Genomic DNA, 14,681 nt, shown 5'->3' with positions numbered 1-14,681 from the left:
CCGAGGTGGAGATGAACTTGCAGGAGTTCCTGTTCCTCGCCCTCGACCTCACCGGCACTTTCGTCTTCGCAGTCTCCGGAGTGCTGCTGGCCGCGCGACGCAATTTCGACATCACCGGCGGGTTGGTGCTGGGCACGATGACGGGCATCGGCGGAGGCATGATCCGCGATGTGCTCCTCGACCGGGTGCCCAACGCCATCGGCCAACCGATCTACCTCGCCCCGCCGGTGATCGCGACCCTGCTCATCTACATCATCGGCTCCCACATCTCTCGGGCCCGGATCTGGATCGTCGCCTTCGACGCGATGGGCCTCGGCCTCTTCAGCGTCACCGGTACGACGATCGCGCTCGCCGCCGGGACGAACTATCCGGCGGCGCTGCTCATGGGTGCGCTGACCGCGTGCGGTGGAGGGCTCATGCGCGATGCCGTGGCCAGTGAGGATCCGGCGATCTTCCGCGGCACCGACCTCTACCTCATCCCCGCCCTGTTCGGATCGGGGCTGACGATCATCGCCGAGGTGACCGGACTGTTGGGTGCCATCGCCTCACTCATCATCGCGGCCGCCGCCTTCGGCTTCCGCATGCTCGCGTGGAAGCTGCAGTGGCGGGTGCCGCAGCCGATGCGGCAATGGTCGTACCGGGACACCGGGCAGCGCGTGAAGAAGAAGCTGCCGTCGGTGTTCCGGAAACCGGACTGAGGACGTCGGTGTCTCGCTTCGTCGAAATCAGCGGTGTCGAGGCTGACACATCGCTGCCTGTATGTGGCGCCTGTGGGTGTGCGACGATGAAATCATGAGTGAGACACCGCCCGGACCGCCGCCACCGGGGCCACTTCCGTTGCATGAGGAGAAACCGGTTCCGACATGGACGCGTGACTTTGTGCGCGCCCTCGGCTTCACCCTCTTCGGTGCGCTCTTCTTCACCTTCTTCATCTGGCTGGCCTCGACGGGGCTGATGTGCCAGCGGAACATGGCCGACAGAATTGAGGCAGATGGCCTCTGGGCAGGAATCATTGCTGGTGTATTTGCGTTGCTCTTTCCCTTCCTGTTCATGGAGTACAAGCGCAAGGACGACGGGTTCCGGCGTGAGGGTCTCGTCCCGCTGATCCTTCTGAGCGTGGTCGGCTCCGCAGTGATCGTCACGTTGGTGGCGCTGGTCTGGCCGTTCTTCCTCGGCGAGCGGGCCGTTCCCGGAACGGTTGCGACGGAACTCAACAGCGATCCGGCGAGCTTCTTCCTCGTCCTGCTCTTCTTCATCGGCGGAATGGCGTGGAGTATGTGTGTGGTGATGCCGATGATGATCGGCGGCTTCAAGGTCGCGCTGTGGCTCCTGCTGCCGTTTCTCGGATTCGTCTTCCTCATCGGCTTCGCCGGTGTGAGAGTCTTCGACAATCCGCCGAGCCTGCTCACCACGATGATCTGGGTGGCTGTGACGCTGACCGGCCTGGCGGTGCTGACCGTTCTGGCGATGCTGCGCAATGTCATCGACAAGTCCACGCCGCAGATGACCGCCGCCGAACGCGAAGCGGACTACCAGAGGTACCTGGAGGACAGGCGTCGGCGTGGACTGACGAACGAGAACCCGCTGCCGGGCATCGACGGACCTCAGCCGCCTCGGCGGTGAGTTGTCGGTATAGACGCGGCCGTTCCCACCTGGAAAGATGAACGCATGAGCGAGCCGACGAGCAACTGGACGACCGATCCCGCCCCACTTCTCCGTGCCGGGGAGGGATTCCGCCTCGGCGAGGTCGATCCCGAATCCACTCCCGGCTACGACGGGGACAAGAAGAGCGGGAAGAAGGATCTCGAGGCGCTGTCCGCTGGACTCAACGACCTGCAGGAGCGCCTCTTCGCTGCTCACCACGACGAGGACTCCGGCCCCGCTGTCCTCCTCGTCCTGCAAGCCATGGACACTGCGGGCAAAGGCGGAATCGTCCGCCACGTCGTCGGAGCCGTCGACCCGCAGGGAGTCGAACTCGCCGCCTTCAAGAAACCCACCGAGGAGGAACTCGCCCACGACTTCCTCTGGCGCATCCGACCGCGCGTGCCCGGGCCCGGCATGATCGGAGTCTTCGACCGCTCACACTACGAGGATGTGCTCATCGGCCGCGTCCGTGAACTCGCCGACGAGACCGAGATCGAGCGCCGCTACACCGCCATCAACGACTTCGAAGCCGAGTTGGTCGCGGCGGGAGTGCGCATCGTCAAGGTCATGCTCCACATCTCTCCGGACGAGCAGAAGGCGCGCCTGGCCGAACGTCTCGACCGGCCGGACAAGTACTGGAAGTACAACCCGGGTGACGTCGACGAACGACTCCTGTGGCCGGATTACATGGACGCCTATCAGGTTGTCTTCGACCGCACCTCCACCGAGGCGGCCCCGTGGTTCGTCGTGCCCGCGAACCGGAAATGGTACGCCCGCTTGGCTGTGCAGCGGCTGCTGCTCGATGCCCTGGTCGACATCGACCCGCAGTGGCCCGCCGCCGATTTCGACGTCGAGGTCGAGAAGAAGCGGCTGGCCGAGAGCTGAAGCTCACCTCCGTACGGAACGTCGGGCCGCCTCGGCGAAGGATCGGCCGTGACGAGTCGGAAGGTCAGTCTCGACGGATGCTGAAGTCGACCTTCGTGGGGTGTTCGACGGTGCGGGAGACCGTGCAGTACTTGTCATGGGAGAGCCCGACGAGGCGTTCGACGCGGGCATCGGCCTTTCGGCCCTCCTCGTCGTCAGGGAATTCGAGGTCGAAATCGAGGTGGACGTTGTCCACACGGGAGGCGCCGTCTTCGTCGATCTTGTCTGCGGTCGCGGAGACGTCGAACTTCGTCGGTTCGGTGTGACGGCTGGTCACGGTGTCGACGTCGATCGACGAGCAGCCGGCGACGGCGGCCAGGAGCAGTTCGACGGGGGTCATGAGGCCTTCGCCGCGGCCGAATTCGATGCTTGCTCCGCTCGGGGCGGTGGCGCGGTAGTGGTTTTCGGCGATGCGGGTCAGTTCGATGCTGCGGATGTCTTCACTCATGGGGCCATGATGCCAGGTTTCGGAGGCCGCCGTTGTGGTCACGGTCGGCGGGCGGGTGAGCTCATGGTCACGGTCGGCGGTCGGGAGCCTCATCGGTCGTCGGCAGATGCGCTGCCTGCCACGCCTCAAAGCCGCCGATGACATCGGCAGTGCTCGTCAGACCCATCTGTCGCAGGTTCCACGCGGCCAGCGATGAGGAATAGCCGTGGCGGCAGATGAGGATCCACCGCCGATCGGTTCGATCGGCCTCGGGGATGCGCCAATCGAAGCCGGGGTCGAGACGCCACGGCAGCACGGTCAGGTCGATGGCGAGGGATCCGGGGATCGACGGAGCAGACTCGCGGTGGACCTCGGTGCGGACATCGACGATGATCGCCCCTTGCTGCTGCTCGATGAAGGCGGCGTGTGGAGTCAGCCGGTCGATCTCGGCGCGGGCGCGATCGAGCAGTGCCAACGAGCCGGGTCGGGCGACACCGTCAGCGAGCACCGAAGTCGACCTTGTCGGCTTCCTCGACCTTCGCGGTGCGACCCGGACCCGATTCGAATCCCCAATAGAGGTTCGTGTGTGAGACCACCTGCTCCGGTGGGGGAGCACCCCATTCGGTGAGATCCTCGGTGGTGTGGGCGTCGGAGACCAGCGTGACGTCGTAGCCGCGGGCGAATCCGCCGTGGATGGTCGAGCGCACGCAGGCATCAGATTGGGCACCGGTGACGACGAGGTGGCCGACGTCCTTTCCGGCGAGCACCTCCTCGAAGTCCGTGCCCTCGAATGTATTGCCGTGGGTCTTCTCGATGATCGCTTCGCCCTCAGCGGGGGAGAGCGTGTCGACGATCTGCCATTGCGGGGAATCGATCGGCAGCTCACCGGAGCTGTGCCGGACCCAGACCACCTCGGTGCCGGTGTTCCGGGCAAGGTCGACGAGATCGGAGATCGTGGAAATGACCGATTCGGAGTTCCAACTGGCTTCCATGACGCCGTTTTGGACGTCGATGACGACAAGGGCGGAGTTCGGGCGGGTGGACGTCGGCGGTTGAGCTGTGGACATAAGATCCTCCTTGATCAAGGATCATTGTCCTCGCCTCGATCCCAGCAGACAAGAGGTCGGTGCCGGTCCGTTCCGCCGGTGTGAGAATGGGGGAGTGAGCGATTTCTCCGAGGACAACGGCGGTGCCGCCGGTCCGCGCCGTTTCAGCGTGCTTCGCAGTTGGAAGACTGCGCCCTATCTGATCGGATCGGGCACGGCGATGATGGGCGACAATATCGAGCACGTCATCACCTATTGGGTGCTGTGGCAGAAGTTCGAATCCCCGGCGCTCGTCGGATTCCAGCTCATCAGCCATTGGCTGCCCTTCCTGCTCCTGTCCGTCTATGCCGGGTCTCTGGCCGAACGCTTCGACTGCCGCCGCCTCATCCAGATCGGACAGATCATGTTCATGGTCGTGTCCCTGTGTTGGGGGATCCTCTTCCTCACGGACTCTCTGCAGCTGTGGCAGGCCTGCGTGCTGCTCGTCATCCATGGCCTGGCCGGATGTCTGTGGGGTCCTGCCGAGCAGATGATGCTCCATGACTTCGTCGATCGGAAGGAGTTGCCGAGCGCTGTCCGGCTCAATGCGACGTTCCGCAGCCTCGGCATCCTCTTCGGTCCCGTCGTCGGTTCCGCTCTGCTGCTCGGGGTCGGTGCCACGTGGGGCATCTTCATCAACATCGTCTTCTATCTGCCGCTGACGATCTTCCTCATTCGCACCCCCTTCACCGGGCATCTGCGCAGCGGAGGAGTGCGCACCGCGCGGACGACTCTCATCCAGTCGCTGCGGGTGCTCATCGACGTCCGCCACAATCGCGCGATCGTCGGCATGCTGTTGCTGGCCGCGCTCGCCTCGACGACGATCGGGGCGGTGCTGCAGACGGCGATGCCGGTGTTCGGCGACATCCTCAATCCGGTCGGCGGGGACAGTGACTTCACCTATGGCGTGCTGCTCTTCGCCATGGGTGCAGGAGGGGTGCTCGGGGGCTTCGGGCTTGAGGCGACCGGGTGGATCAAGGCCGTTCCGGCTGCCGCGGCACTGGCCGCCGCGGCGATGGGCATCAGCTCTCTGTTCTTCGCCCTGACCTCGCACCTGTGGCTGGCCGTCATCATGCTCGTCATCGCCGGAGTCTCGAAGATCACCGCCGAGTCGACCGAGATGGCGATCATCCAACTCGAAGCGCCGCCGGAGATCCGCGGCCGCGTCATCGGCTCCTATGCGACGTTCGGGCCGGGGATGCAGACCTTCTCCGGAGTCACCGTGGGAGTGCTCGGCACGATCGCCACGATTCCCGGAGCCGTCATCATCGGCGGCACGGTCCTGGCCATCGGAGCGGTGGCCATCGGCACCTACGCCATCACAGGAAGGCGCAACCCCCATGCCCCAATTGCTACCTGACGGGGGCGCAGCAACCTGGCGCCAGGTATCTGGGCCGCCGTCACCTGCTTCTGCGCGGGAATTCGGTGTGCCATCGCTCGGGTTCGCCCACGTCAAAGGCACACGACACGAGGCTCGACCGAGCGCAGCCGTCGACGTTCACGGTCCGGTCGGCGATCGTGAGTTCTGCTTCGTCGATGTCGAACGACGACAGGTGCTCAAGACCGTGCAGAATCCTCGGCTCATCCGCATGACCACCTCACTCGTCGACGACATTTTGACGATCACCCTGCCCGACGGGCGCTCTGCCACCGGGGTGCCAGCCGGCTCGGGTGAGCGCCTGACCTGCAATTACTGGAAGCGACCGGTCGACCTCGAACTCACTGACGGCCCGCATTCGGCACTCGCCTCCGAGTGGCTGGGAAAGCCGGTGCGGCTGGCCCGCGCACGTCGTGGAGACGTGATCTACGGAGCTGGCCTGTCGATCGTCACGACCGCGTCGATGAGGGAACTCGCCGATCGGTCGGGTCACCATGAGCTGCTTGATGAAGCCGCCCGCTTCCGGGCCACCCTCGTTCTCGACACGGACGAACCCTTCATCGAAGAGACCTGGCGAGGCCGGGACGTGACGGTGAACGTGCCGAACGCCGCCGCGCTGCGTGTGCGAATCGGGGATCCGATCGCGCGGTGTGCTGTCCTCGATCTCGACCCGATCACTGGGGAGCGGGGCAGCAATCTGCTCAAGACGCTTGTCGCCAACCGCCCGCGAAATGAGGCGGGTGAACCGTACTTCGGCGTCAACGCCGAGATCATCGAGACTTCTGCTGCTCCGGACACCTGAGCGGCCACGTCCCAATGCAGGTGACGGCGGCCCAGATACCTGGCGCCAGGTTGTTGCGCCGCCGTCGGGTAGCAATTAGGTGACGGCGCCGCGGACCTTGTGCGCCGGGGTGTCCCAGAGTCGGTTGTCGAGGATGTCGCGCAGGGCCTCGACGGTGTCCCACACCTCGGTGAACCCGATGTAGAGCGGGGTCAATCCGAACCGCAGCACCTCCGGCTCGCGGTAGTCGCCGATGATTCCGCGTTCGATGAGCGCGCTCATCACCGCGAATCCCTCGGGGTGGGTGATCGAGACCTGGGATCCGCGATGGGCGTGTTCACGTGGGGTGACGACCTCGACCGGGTGATCGGCCAATCGCTCATCGACGAGGTCGATGAACAGGTCCGACAGGGCCAGGGACTTCTCCCGGATCTGTTCCATGTCCACCCGCGAGTGGATGTCGAGGCCGAGCTCTGCCACGGACATCGACAGGATTCCCTGCGTTCCGGTGAGGTAGCGGCGGATACCGTCGGCCGGCCGGTAGTCCGGGGCCATATCGAAGGGCTGCGCATGCGACCACCACCCCGACAGAGGTTGGCTGAATCGGTTCTGCAGCGCCTCGGCGACCCAGATGAATGCGGGAGACCCGGGTCCGCCGTTGAGGAACTTGTACGTGCAGCCGATCGCCATGTCCGCCCCGGTTCCGGCCAGATCGATGGGCAGAGCACCGGCCGAATGGCACAGGTCCCAGATGACCATGGCTCCGCCGGAATGGATCGCCGAGGTGGTCGTGCCCATATCGAAGAGCCGACCGGTCCGGTAGTTCACATGGGTGAGGACGACGAGGGCCACCTCGTCGGACATCGTGGTCGGGAACCCTGCGGTGACTTCCTCATCGTCGACGAGGCGGACCTCATATCCGTCGCCGAGCTGCTCGGCCAATCCTTCGAGCATGTAGATATCGGAGGGAAAGTTCTCCCGCTGGGTGAGGATGACCCGCCGGTCCGAGGAGTCCTCGGCCTGCATCTTCAGCGCCGCCGAGGCGGCCTTGAACAGATTGATCGACGTCGTGTCCGTGACGACGGTCGACCCGGCCCCGCCGCCGACGAACCCGGCGACCTTCTCACCCAGCTTTGCCGGCAGATCCCACCAGCCGGCGGTGTTCCATGACCCGATGAGGCCGGTGCCCCATTCGTCGGTGATGACTTCCTGGGCGCGTTCTGCGGCTCCCTTTGTGCGCGGGCCGAGAGAGTTCCCGTCGAGATAGATCGTGCCTTCCGGGAGCAGGAACTCCTCGCGGCAATCACGCAGAGGATCGTTCGCATCGCGTTGTTCGCAGTCCGCGCGGGTGATTGAACCCGGGGAGCCAGTTGAGTTCGCCGAGGTGGCTGTCCGGTCAGAGGTCGTCATCGTCGCCTTCCGCGTGGTGGGGGAACCGGTGGGTTCGTCTGCCTTCCAGGCTACCGTGCGTCGGCTGATGACGAATTGTGTTCTGCTCATGACGCCAGACGACGGCAGCAGACGGTGGGGAGGACGCCGCCGGGCGATCGTTTCTAGTCTGAGATCAGCACTGACCCGCACGATCTCGACCACACGCTCGACCATTCGATCAGGAGTCCACCCTCATGACTGCAGCCACCACCGAGTTCGACACGACCATCGCCATCAGCGACGAAGAACGCGCCACGCGACTGACCACGGCCGGAGAGGCATGGAACGAACGGCTGGCCGCCTCGGCGAAGAACGGGCAGCTGACGTTCTCGGCCTCGGGCACCGCCCGCGGTTCGGTGTCCTCGGTCATCACCGCCGGCCGCCACACCTTCACTGTCGACGAACCGACCCCGCTGGCCGGCGACGACGCCGCCCCGAATCCCGTCGAGTACGCCCTCGGCGCATTGATCTCCTGCCAGGTCGTCGTCTACCGCCTCTACGCCCAGAACCTCGGACTGACCATCGACGCACTCGATGTCAGCGCTGAAGGCGACCTGGATGTGCGGGGACTCTTCGGCGCCGATGAGACCGTGCGCCCCGGATTCTCGTCCGTGCGCGTGAGCGTCAACATCGCCGGACCCGACAGCAACGAGGACTACCAGAAGCTGCAGGAGACCGTGGACGCTCATTGCCCCGTCTTCGACATCTTCACCAACCCGACCCCGATCGACGTCACCGTCACGAAGACCAACTGACCTCCCAGGACTACCCGACGGCGGCACAGCAACCTCGCGCCAGGTTGCTGGGCCGCCGTCGGGTAGCAAATGGGTGTTGACAGGGGGTCTGGGCGCAGTAAGAATCGAAGTCCCACCGTCCAGCCATCCGGCTGTCGTGGACCGTCCGGTGTCGCGTCTCCCGATCCGCCGCCGTCACTGCAAGGGAGCAGTCATGACCCAGATCTTCGTCAACCTTCCGACCACCGACCTCGAGCGTGCCAAGACCTTCTACCAAGCCATCGGCGCCGAGGTGGTGCCCGAGTTCACCGATGACAATGCGTCGTGCATCAAATGGACCGATGACATCTTCTTCATGATCCTCACCCGGGACTACCTCGCCACGTTCACGGACAAACCGATCGTCGACCCGCACACCGCGGCACAGGCGCTGACTGCGATGAGCCGCGAATCCCGCGACGAGGTCGATTCGATGCGCGCCTCGATCCTCGACGCCGGCGGAGGGGAGAACAAAGAACCGCAGGACCTCGGGTTCATGTACGGCATCAGCATGACCGACCCCGACGGCAACATCCTCGAGTTCATGTGGATGGACCCAGCAGCAGCCGAGCAGGGTCCCGAGGCCTTCGAGCAGAACTGAGTATGATCAGCCCGAAACCGATCCGGGGCCGGCTAGGAAGTCGAACTACCCGATGGCGGCCCAGCAACCCGGCGCGAGGTTGCTGGGCCGCCGTCAGGTAGCAAATAGGGAGTTTGAGGGGCCCGAGGCTGTCTAGCCTGCTTGGGCGGCGAGCACCTCGAGCACGGAATCGCCGTAGCGGTCGAGCTTCTTCAGACCCACTCCGCTGACCTGACCGAGTTCGCTGATCGTCGTCGGCTTGACCTCGACGATGCCGTAGAGCGTGGCATCGGGGAACACGACGTAGGCGGGCACGCCCTGCTCCTTCGCCTGCTCTCCTCGCCAGGAGCGCAGTGCCTCGAACAGGGAGGCATCGGCGGGGTCGAGCTCGACCTCGGGGCCGCCTCGGCGACTTGATCCGGCCTTCTTCGCTCCGGCTTTCTTCACCGGGTCGACACGCAGTGAGATCTCCTCTTCTCCGCGCAGCACGGGGCCGGCGTTCTCGCCGACCACAAGTACACCGTAGTCACCATGGGATTCGAGGAGGCCGCGGGCGAGCACCTGCCGGATGACGGTCTTCCACTGACTCTCGGACAGGTCCTCGCCGACGCCCCAGACGCTCAAGCTCTCATGGTCCGAGGCCCGGGACCGGTCATTGTCGTTGCCGCGCAGCACATCGATGACTTGGCCCGAACCGAAACGCTGCCCGCGTTCTCGGTCGAGGCGGATGACGGCCGACAGAAGCTTCTGCACGGCCACGGTCGCGTCCCAGGTCACTGGGGGTGTCATGCAGGTGTCGCAGTTGCCGCACGGTGCGGATTCCTCATCGAAGTACCGCAGCAGCTGCACACGTCGGCAGTCGACGGTCTCGCAGAGGGCGAGCATCGAATCGAGGTGGCTCATCTGGCGGCGTTTGAACACCTGGTCGCCCTCGCCGGATTCGATGAGCCGGCGTTGGGAGACGACATCGCCGAGGCCGTAGACCATCCACGCATCCGCGGGCAGTCCGTCACGGCCGGCTCGACCGGTCTCCTGGTAGTAGCCCTCGACCGAGCGGGGCAGATCGAGGTGGGCGACGAAGCGGACATCGGGTTTGTCGATGCCCATGCCGAAGGCGATCGTGGCGACCATGACGATGCCGTCCTCGCGGAGGAATCTCGCCTGATTCTCCGCCCGCACCTCGGAGGGCAGCCCTGCGTGGTACGGCAGGGCTGTGAGGCCGCGGGCGACGAGTGCTTCGGCCAGCTGATCGACCCCGCGCCGGGACAGACAGTAGACGATGCCCGAATCCCCGGGGTGTTCGGTGGTGATGAAGTTCAGCAGCTGCGATCTCGCCGAGGCCTTCGGCTCGATCCGGTAGGTGATGTTGGGTCGGTCGAAGCTCGCGACGAAGTGCTCGGCGTCCTGGAGGTGGAGTCGTTCGGTGAGTTCGGCGTGGGTGGCCGGCGTGGCCGTGGCCGTCAGTGCGATGCGCGGGACATCCGGGAATCGTTCGGCCAAGACGCCGAGTCCCAGATAGTCGCTGCGGAAGTCATGTCCCCATTGGGACACGCAGTGGGCTTCGTCGATAGCGAACAGGGAGATCTGTGCCTGCTCGAGCAGTCGCATCGTCCGCGGCAGGACGAGACGCTCGGGCGCGAGGTAGAGCAGGTCGATCTCTCCGGCGAGCAGCTGCTGTTCGACCTGTTGGGCGGTCTCGAAATCGAGGGATGAGTTGAGATAGGCCGCCCGCACGCCGAGGTTCTCCAGTGCCGCGACCTGATCGGCCATGAGTGCGATGAGCGGGGAGATGACCACACCTGTACCGTGCCTGACCAGGGCCGGGATCTGATAGCACAGGGATTTTCCGCCGCCGGTGGGCATGAGTACGACCGCATCCCCGCCGCCGACGACCTGGTCGACGATGGCCGCCTGCTGGCCCCGGAACTCCTCATAGCCGAAGACATCGTGGAGGACATCGAGGGCGGAGGTCGTGGCTGCGGAGGTCATGGCTCCCACCCTAGTTCACGTCACTGACCCGAACCTCCACCGGAGACAGCCCACAGCACCCGGCAATCCCATACTTAACGGCCCGCGAACCTCCGTGCCGCCACGAGGCCCAACACGCACACCACGGCCACAGCGACGGCGAAGACGACGGTCGCATTCGCCAGTCCCACCTCGGCGGCGAGGAATCCGGCACCGATCGCCGGAACCGACATGAACACATAGGCGAGGATGAAGTACGAGGTGGTCGCCTCGGTGCGGTGCTCGGGCGCAGTCACCGCGGTGATCGCGCGCATCCCGGTCATGAAGACGAGCCCCTGCCCGGCTCCTGCCAACGCTGCGGAGACGATGAGCACCGGCAGCGACCCCGCCATGAGTGCGAAGACGAGCGCACCCATGCTCACGATCATGGTCACGGTCCCGCCGACGATGAGCAGGCGGTCGCTGAACCCGCGCAACAGCACCTGCGCGGTCGCCGAGGAGCCGAAGAGGAGGAACACAACAGCGCCGGTGACCGCGGTCGACGTCACGTGCAGGGTCTGCCCGATGAAGCTCGGCGCGATCGCCGAATACAGCCCGCACACCGCGAAGCCGGTGATCGCCCCAGGTGAGGCGGCGAGGAACATGCGCTTCGCCGAGGCGGGAATCCCCGGCAGCTGCAACCGCACGGAGGTTGCCCCTCCCCGCGTCCGGTCCCGCACGAGGATGAGCGCCACCCCGGCGATGATGAGCATGATCGCATTGACGAGGAACGGCGTGAGCAGGGGAGCGGGAGCGAATCGGGCGAGCAGTCCGGAGGACAGGATCCCGAGTCCCAGCCCGCCCATATTCGCCGCCGTCGCCAAGGATCCGGCGAGTCGTTCGCGACCGGCCGGCGCGTTCTCGAGCACGGTGACGGTGGCGGTCGACGTGAAGATCCCCGCGGCCAGCCCGGACAGGACCCGGCCGGCCAACAGCAGGCCGATGTGGGAGCCGATGAGGAAGAGCGCCGCCGAGCCGATCGAGAAGATCACCCCGAGGCTGAGCACCGGCCGACGCCCCAGTCCGTCGGAGAGGCGACCGAAGACGACGAGCGCGCCGATGACACCGACCGCGTAGATCGCGAAGAGCTGAGTGGTGAATGCGGTGCCGAACCCGAACCGCTCCTCATAGAGCGGGTAGAGGGGCGTGGGCAGGGTGGTGCCCATCATGACGACAGTGAACACGTACACCGAGGCGGCCAATCCCCATCCCGTCGCGACGCGCGCTTCCGGGTGCCGCCGGTGTGCCGCCGCCGTTTCGTCGGCCACTGCCGCACCCCTTTTCCGTCCGCAATCGTCGCTCGCCGAGGCGGCCCACCGCACCCATTGCCCCGATCGTCCGAGGACCGATCCGGTGCCCTTCGATCCTGACAGCTGTCTGCAGGCGGTGAACCGACTGCGATTGTACGCTGGAACTGAAAAGCCCATGCCTGCGTGAGCACATGGCGGATTGTGCGCACCCGCGAGAAGGAGCAGATTCCGATGACGACGACCCCGAACAGCCCCGCCGAAGTCGAATCGACCGCAACGGCGGATCCGACCCGACGACGTGTGATGAAGACAGCGGGCGTGGCCGGAACGGTGGCGGTCATCGGCGGCTCGGTGGCGGCCACCTCGGCGTGTTCGTCCGACGAGGAGGCGGAGCCGCCGAAGGACTCGAGCCTGCCGTCCTCCGACGTGCCCGTCGGATCCGGCACCGTCATCGAGGACACCTACGTGATCACTCAGCCGAAGGAAGGCGAGTTCTTCGCGTTCTCATCGGTGTGCACCCACCAGGGCTGCCAGGTCACCCGGGTCACCGAGGAGGCCATCATCTGCCCGTGCCATTCCTCGAACTTCTCGGTGACCACCGGAGAGGTGATGTCCGGTCCGGCCGAGGAACCGCTGCCGAAGTACGACGTCTCCGAAAGCGGCGGCACGTTGACGGTCAAGGGGCAGTAGGGCACGTAGAGCCCGATGCGGGCCGCTGCCGGCCTACGCAGCCCGCCGCGGTCGGCCGTTCGTGGAGCCGGGCACTCTCCGTCAGAGGAAGAGCCCGGGGAGGACGAGGGTGCCGGCGATGAGGAGCGCGAGCAGGGCGGAGAAACCGAGCCCGCTCGCTTCGTTCCGGCGTGCCTTCGGATCGTCGGATCGCCACGGCAGGTCCGCCCAGACGAGCGCGGCCCGGAAGACGGAGACGACGATGACGAGCATTCCGGTCAGCCAGACGTAGATGAACCAGCTCTCCCAGCCTCCGAACGGTGTGATGAGGCGGATGAGCAGCACGAATACGACCGCCGTGACCATCCCCGAGAGCAGTCCGATCCGGGACGTCGCGCGGGGCGCTCGCCACGCGGTGAATGCGCCCCACGCCACGATGAGGGCTCCGATCACTGCTGAGACGAGTTCGGGACTCATGAGCGTTCTCCTTTCGCCGAGCCTTCGTTCCCGGATGCTGCCCCGGTTTCGGACGCGGTTTCGGTTTCGGCCGTGGTGGCGGAATCCGCGCCGGCATCGGCACCGATGAGCGTCGCGGCCTCATCGACGTCGTTGGCTGAGTCGTTCAGGACGATGATGCCGCCACCGCTCTCTCTGTCGAAGCCGAGGAAAGACCGGTAGCCGCCGGTGCCGCCGTTGTGCCAGGTGATGGTCGAGCCGTCGTGCGTCGTCGTGAACCACGCCCAGCCGATGCGGTCGTCCTCGAAGTCGGCTCGAGGTTCGGCCGCCTCGGCGCCGGGCGCGGTTCCGTCGCTCACAGCTCGCAGCCAGATCGACAGGTCATGGGTCGTCGATCGAATCGCGCCAGCAGATGCCGAGCCGCCGAGAGTCCACGGAGCGGCCGGCAGCCCCGATGCCGTGAACCCATGGGACAGGCCGTCAGCGGAGTCGGGAACGAACGTCTCATTCATCCCCAAGGGTTCGGTGAGGCGGTCGCGAACGAGCTCGGAATAGTCCCGCCCGGCCGCCTCGGCGAGGGCCTGGCCGAGGACGGCGAACCCGTAGTTCGAATACTCGGGTTCCGGCTCGCCCACCTCCACGTCGTTGAGGCTAGCCACGATGTCCCCGGCGTCCCCGCGGTACGGGTCGGTGTGCAGGTAGTTCGACAGCACGCTCATCACCCCGTCGCTGAAGCTCGGAGCGGGTTCCTGGGAGGGCAGCCCCGACCGCTGCATCGCAATCGACTCGAGCGTCACCTCGGCGACCTTCCCCTCCAGGTTCGGCCAGACCTCGCCGAGGCGGGTGTCCGCCTTCACCTCGCCCCGGTCGATCGCCTCGGCGAAGAGGGCGGCCGTGAACGTCTTCGTGATTGAGCCGATCTCGAACTCGGTGTGCTCATCGGCTCCGGTGCCCGCGAAGGTCACTGCGTCTCCGTCGATGTGGGCCGCGGCCACATGCTGCCAATGCTGGCTGCCGAGCGCGTCCCCGAGTTCGGTCATGAGCTCGGCGTCCCCTGTCGGCGTGCCTTGGAAGCCGCGCGGCCACGGGGTGATCGCCGCGAGCACGGCGGCTGTGACGGTTGCCGCGATCACGGCAATCAACACTCGCCGAGGCGGCCGTCCCGCAGCCGCAGATGTGCGGTTGAGATCGGAGTCAGTCATCGTTCCTCCTGGTCAGCAGGGGTGGAATGGGTGATGGTCGGGTCCGGGTCGCGCGGTGGGCGAGCGGCCCGCCG

General features: G+C 65.8%; 16 protein-coding genes. 8 read left to right on the top strand and 8 right to left on the bottom strand.

Going from position 1 to position 14,681, the window contains the following annotated elements; translation table 11 throughout:
* The first annotated feature begins 11 nt into the window (after positions 1 to 11).
* The 3 genes from ACVZTU_RS17395 (at position 12) to ACVZTU_RS17385 (ending at position 2,529) form a co-directional block, all read left to right on the top strand.
* Positions 12 to 698 carry a trimeric intracellular cation channel family protein gene (locus tag ACVZTU_RS17395; RefSeq protein WP_062860326.1) on the top strand — a complete coding sequence of 229 codons (687 nt, stop codon included), beginning with the start codon at positions 12 to 14 and terminating at the stop codon, positions 696 to 698.
* 94 nt (positions 699 to 792) lie between these two features.
* The gene (locus tag ACVZTU_RS17390; protein ID WP_482400973.1) at positions 793 to 1,623 is read left to right on the top strand and encodes a hypothetical protein; all 831 of its coding nucleotides are present in this window, start codon (positions 793 to 795) and stop codon (positions 1,621 to 1,623) included.
* A 45-nt stretch (positions 1,624 to 1,668) separates the two neighbouring features.
* A complete protein-coding gene (locus tag ACVZTU_RS17385) occupies positions 1,669 to 2,529 on the top strand; it encodes a PPK2 family polyphosphate kinase (protein ID WP_482400972.1) in 861 nt (286 codons plus the stop codon).
* 64 nt (positions 2,530 to 2,593) lie between these two features.
* Here the strand turns inward: ACVZTU_RS17385 and ACVZTU_RS17380 are convergent, their stop codons facing one another.
* The 3 genes from ACVZTU_RS17380 to ACVZTU_RS17370 all read right to left on the bottom strand — a co-directional run bounded on the left by ACVZTU_RS17380 (position 2,594) and on the right by ACVZTU_RS17370 (position 4,062).
* A complete protein-coding gene (locus tag ACVZTU_RS17380) occupies positions 2,594 to 3,016 on the bottom strand; it encodes an OsmC family protein (protein WP_482400971.1) in 423 nt (140 codons plus the stop codon).
* Positions 3,017 to 3,083: 67 nt separating this feature from the next.
* Entirely contained in the window at positions 3,084 to 3,503 is a 420-nt protein-coding gene (locus ACVZTU_RS17375; RefSeq protein ID WP_139467489.1) for a rhodanese-like domain-containing protein, read from the bottom strand.
* On the bottom strand, positions 3,493 to 4,062 hold the full coding sequence (locus ACVZTU_RS17370) for a cysteine hydrolase family protein (RefSeq protein WP_482400970.1): 570 nt from the start codon (positions 4,060 to 4,062) through the stop codon (positions 3,493 to 3,495). Before ACVZTU_RS17370 ends, ACVZTU_RS17375 begins: the two co-directional genes overlap by 11 nt.
* Positions 4,063 to 4,156: 94 nt before the next feature.
* On the opposite strand from ACVZTU_RS17370, the gene ACVZTU_RS17365 reads away from it, so the two are divergent.
* Positions 4,157 to 5,440 carry an MFS transporter gene (locus tag ACVZTU_RS17365; RefSeq protein WP_139467487.1) on the top strand — a complete coding sequence of 428 codons (1,284 nt, stop codon included), beginning with the start codon at positions 4,157 to 4,159 and terminating at the stop codon, positions 5,438 to 5,440.
* Positions 5,441 to 5,507: 67 nt separating this feature from the next.
* The gene (locus tag ACVZTU_RS17360) at positions 5,508 to 6,260 is read left to right on the top strand and encodes an MOSC domain-containing protein (RefSeq protein WP_482400969.1); all 753 of its coding nucleotides are present in this window, start codon (positions 5,508 to 5,510) and stop codon (positions 6,258 to 6,260) included.
* A gap of 75 nt (positions 6,261 to 6,335) precedes the next feature.
* Here the strand turns inward: ACVZTU_RS17360 and kynU are convergent, their stop codons facing one another.
* Positions 6,336 to 7,739, bottom strand: a complete 1,404-nt coding sequence (gene kynU / locus ACVZTU_RS17355; protein ID WP_482400968.1) for a kynureninase — start codon at positions 7,737 to 7,739, stop codon at positions 6,336 to 6,338.
* A gap of 125 nt (positions 7,740 to 7,864) precedes the next feature.
* On the opposite strand from kynU, the gene ACVZTU_RS17350 reads away from it, so the two are divergent.
* Both ACVZTU_RS17350 and ACVZTU_RS17345 read left to right on the top strand, forming a co-directional pair.
* Positions 7,865 to 8,425: an OsmC family protein gene (locus ACVZTU_RS17350; protein WP_259358475.1), complete on the top strand. Its 561-nt coding sequence runs from the start codon at positions 7,865 to 7,867 to the stop codon at positions 8,423 to 8,425.
* A 193-nt stretch (positions 8,426 to 8,618) separates the two neighbouring features.
* A complete protein-coding gene (locus tag ACVZTU_RS17345; RefSeq protein WP_139467484.1) occupies positions 8,619 to 9,044 on the top strand; it encodes a VOC family protein in 426 nt (141 codons plus the stop codon).
* Positions 9,045 to 9,176: 132 nt separating this feature from the next.
* Here ACVZTU_RS17345 and recQ read toward each other — a convergent pair whose 3' ends face one another.
* Positions 9,177 to 11,012: a DNA helicase RecQ gene (gene recQ / locus ACVZTU_RS17340; protein ID WP_139909361.1), complete on the bottom strand. Its 1,836-nt coding sequence runs from the start codon at positions 11,010 to 11,012 to the stop codon at positions 9,177 to 9,179.
* Positions 11,013 to 11,086: 74 nt separating this feature from the next.
* Positions 11,087 to 12,298: an MFS transporter gene (locus ACVZTU_RS17335; protein ID WP_482400967.1), complete on the bottom strand. Its 1,212-nt coding sequence runs from the start codon at positions 12,296 to 12,298 to the stop codon at positions 11,087 to 11,089.
* Between the two features lie 213 nt (positions 12,299 to 12,511).
* Here ACVZTU_RS17335 and ACVZTU_RS17330 point away from each other — a divergent pair, with 213 nt between their 5' ends.
* Complete coding sequence (locus ACVZTU_RS17330; protein WP_482400966.1) at positions 12,512 to 12,970, top strand: Rieske (2Fe-2S) protein; 459 nt, start codon at positions 12,512 to 12,514, stop codon at positions 12,968 to 12,970.
* Between the two features lie 81 nt (positions 12,971 to 13,051).
* Here ACVZTU_RS17330 and ACVZTU_RS17325 read toward each other — a convergent pair whose 3' ends face one another.
* Together ACVZTU_RS17325 and ACVZTU_RS17320 are read right to left on the bottom strand one after the other, a co-directional pair.
* Positions 13,052 to 13,426, bottom strand: coding sequence for a hypothetical protein (locus ACVZTU_RS17325; RefSeq protein ID WP_482400965.1), 375 nt, complete (start codon positions 13,424 to 13,426; stop codon positions 13,052 to 13,054).
* Entirely contained in the window at positions 13,423 to 14,607 is a 1,185-nt protein-coding gene (locus tag ACVZTU_RS17320; protein ID WP_482400964.1) for a serine hydrolase domain-containing protein, read from the bottom strand. Before ACVZTU_RS17320 ends, ACVZTU_RS17325 begins: the two co-directional genes overlap by 4 nt.
* Positions 14,608 to 14,681: the final 74 nt, after the last annotated feature.

This window comes from Brevibacterium sp. OS20 (genome assembly GCF_056837565.1).
This window is presented reverse-complemented; position numbering and strand designations above follow the sequence as displayed.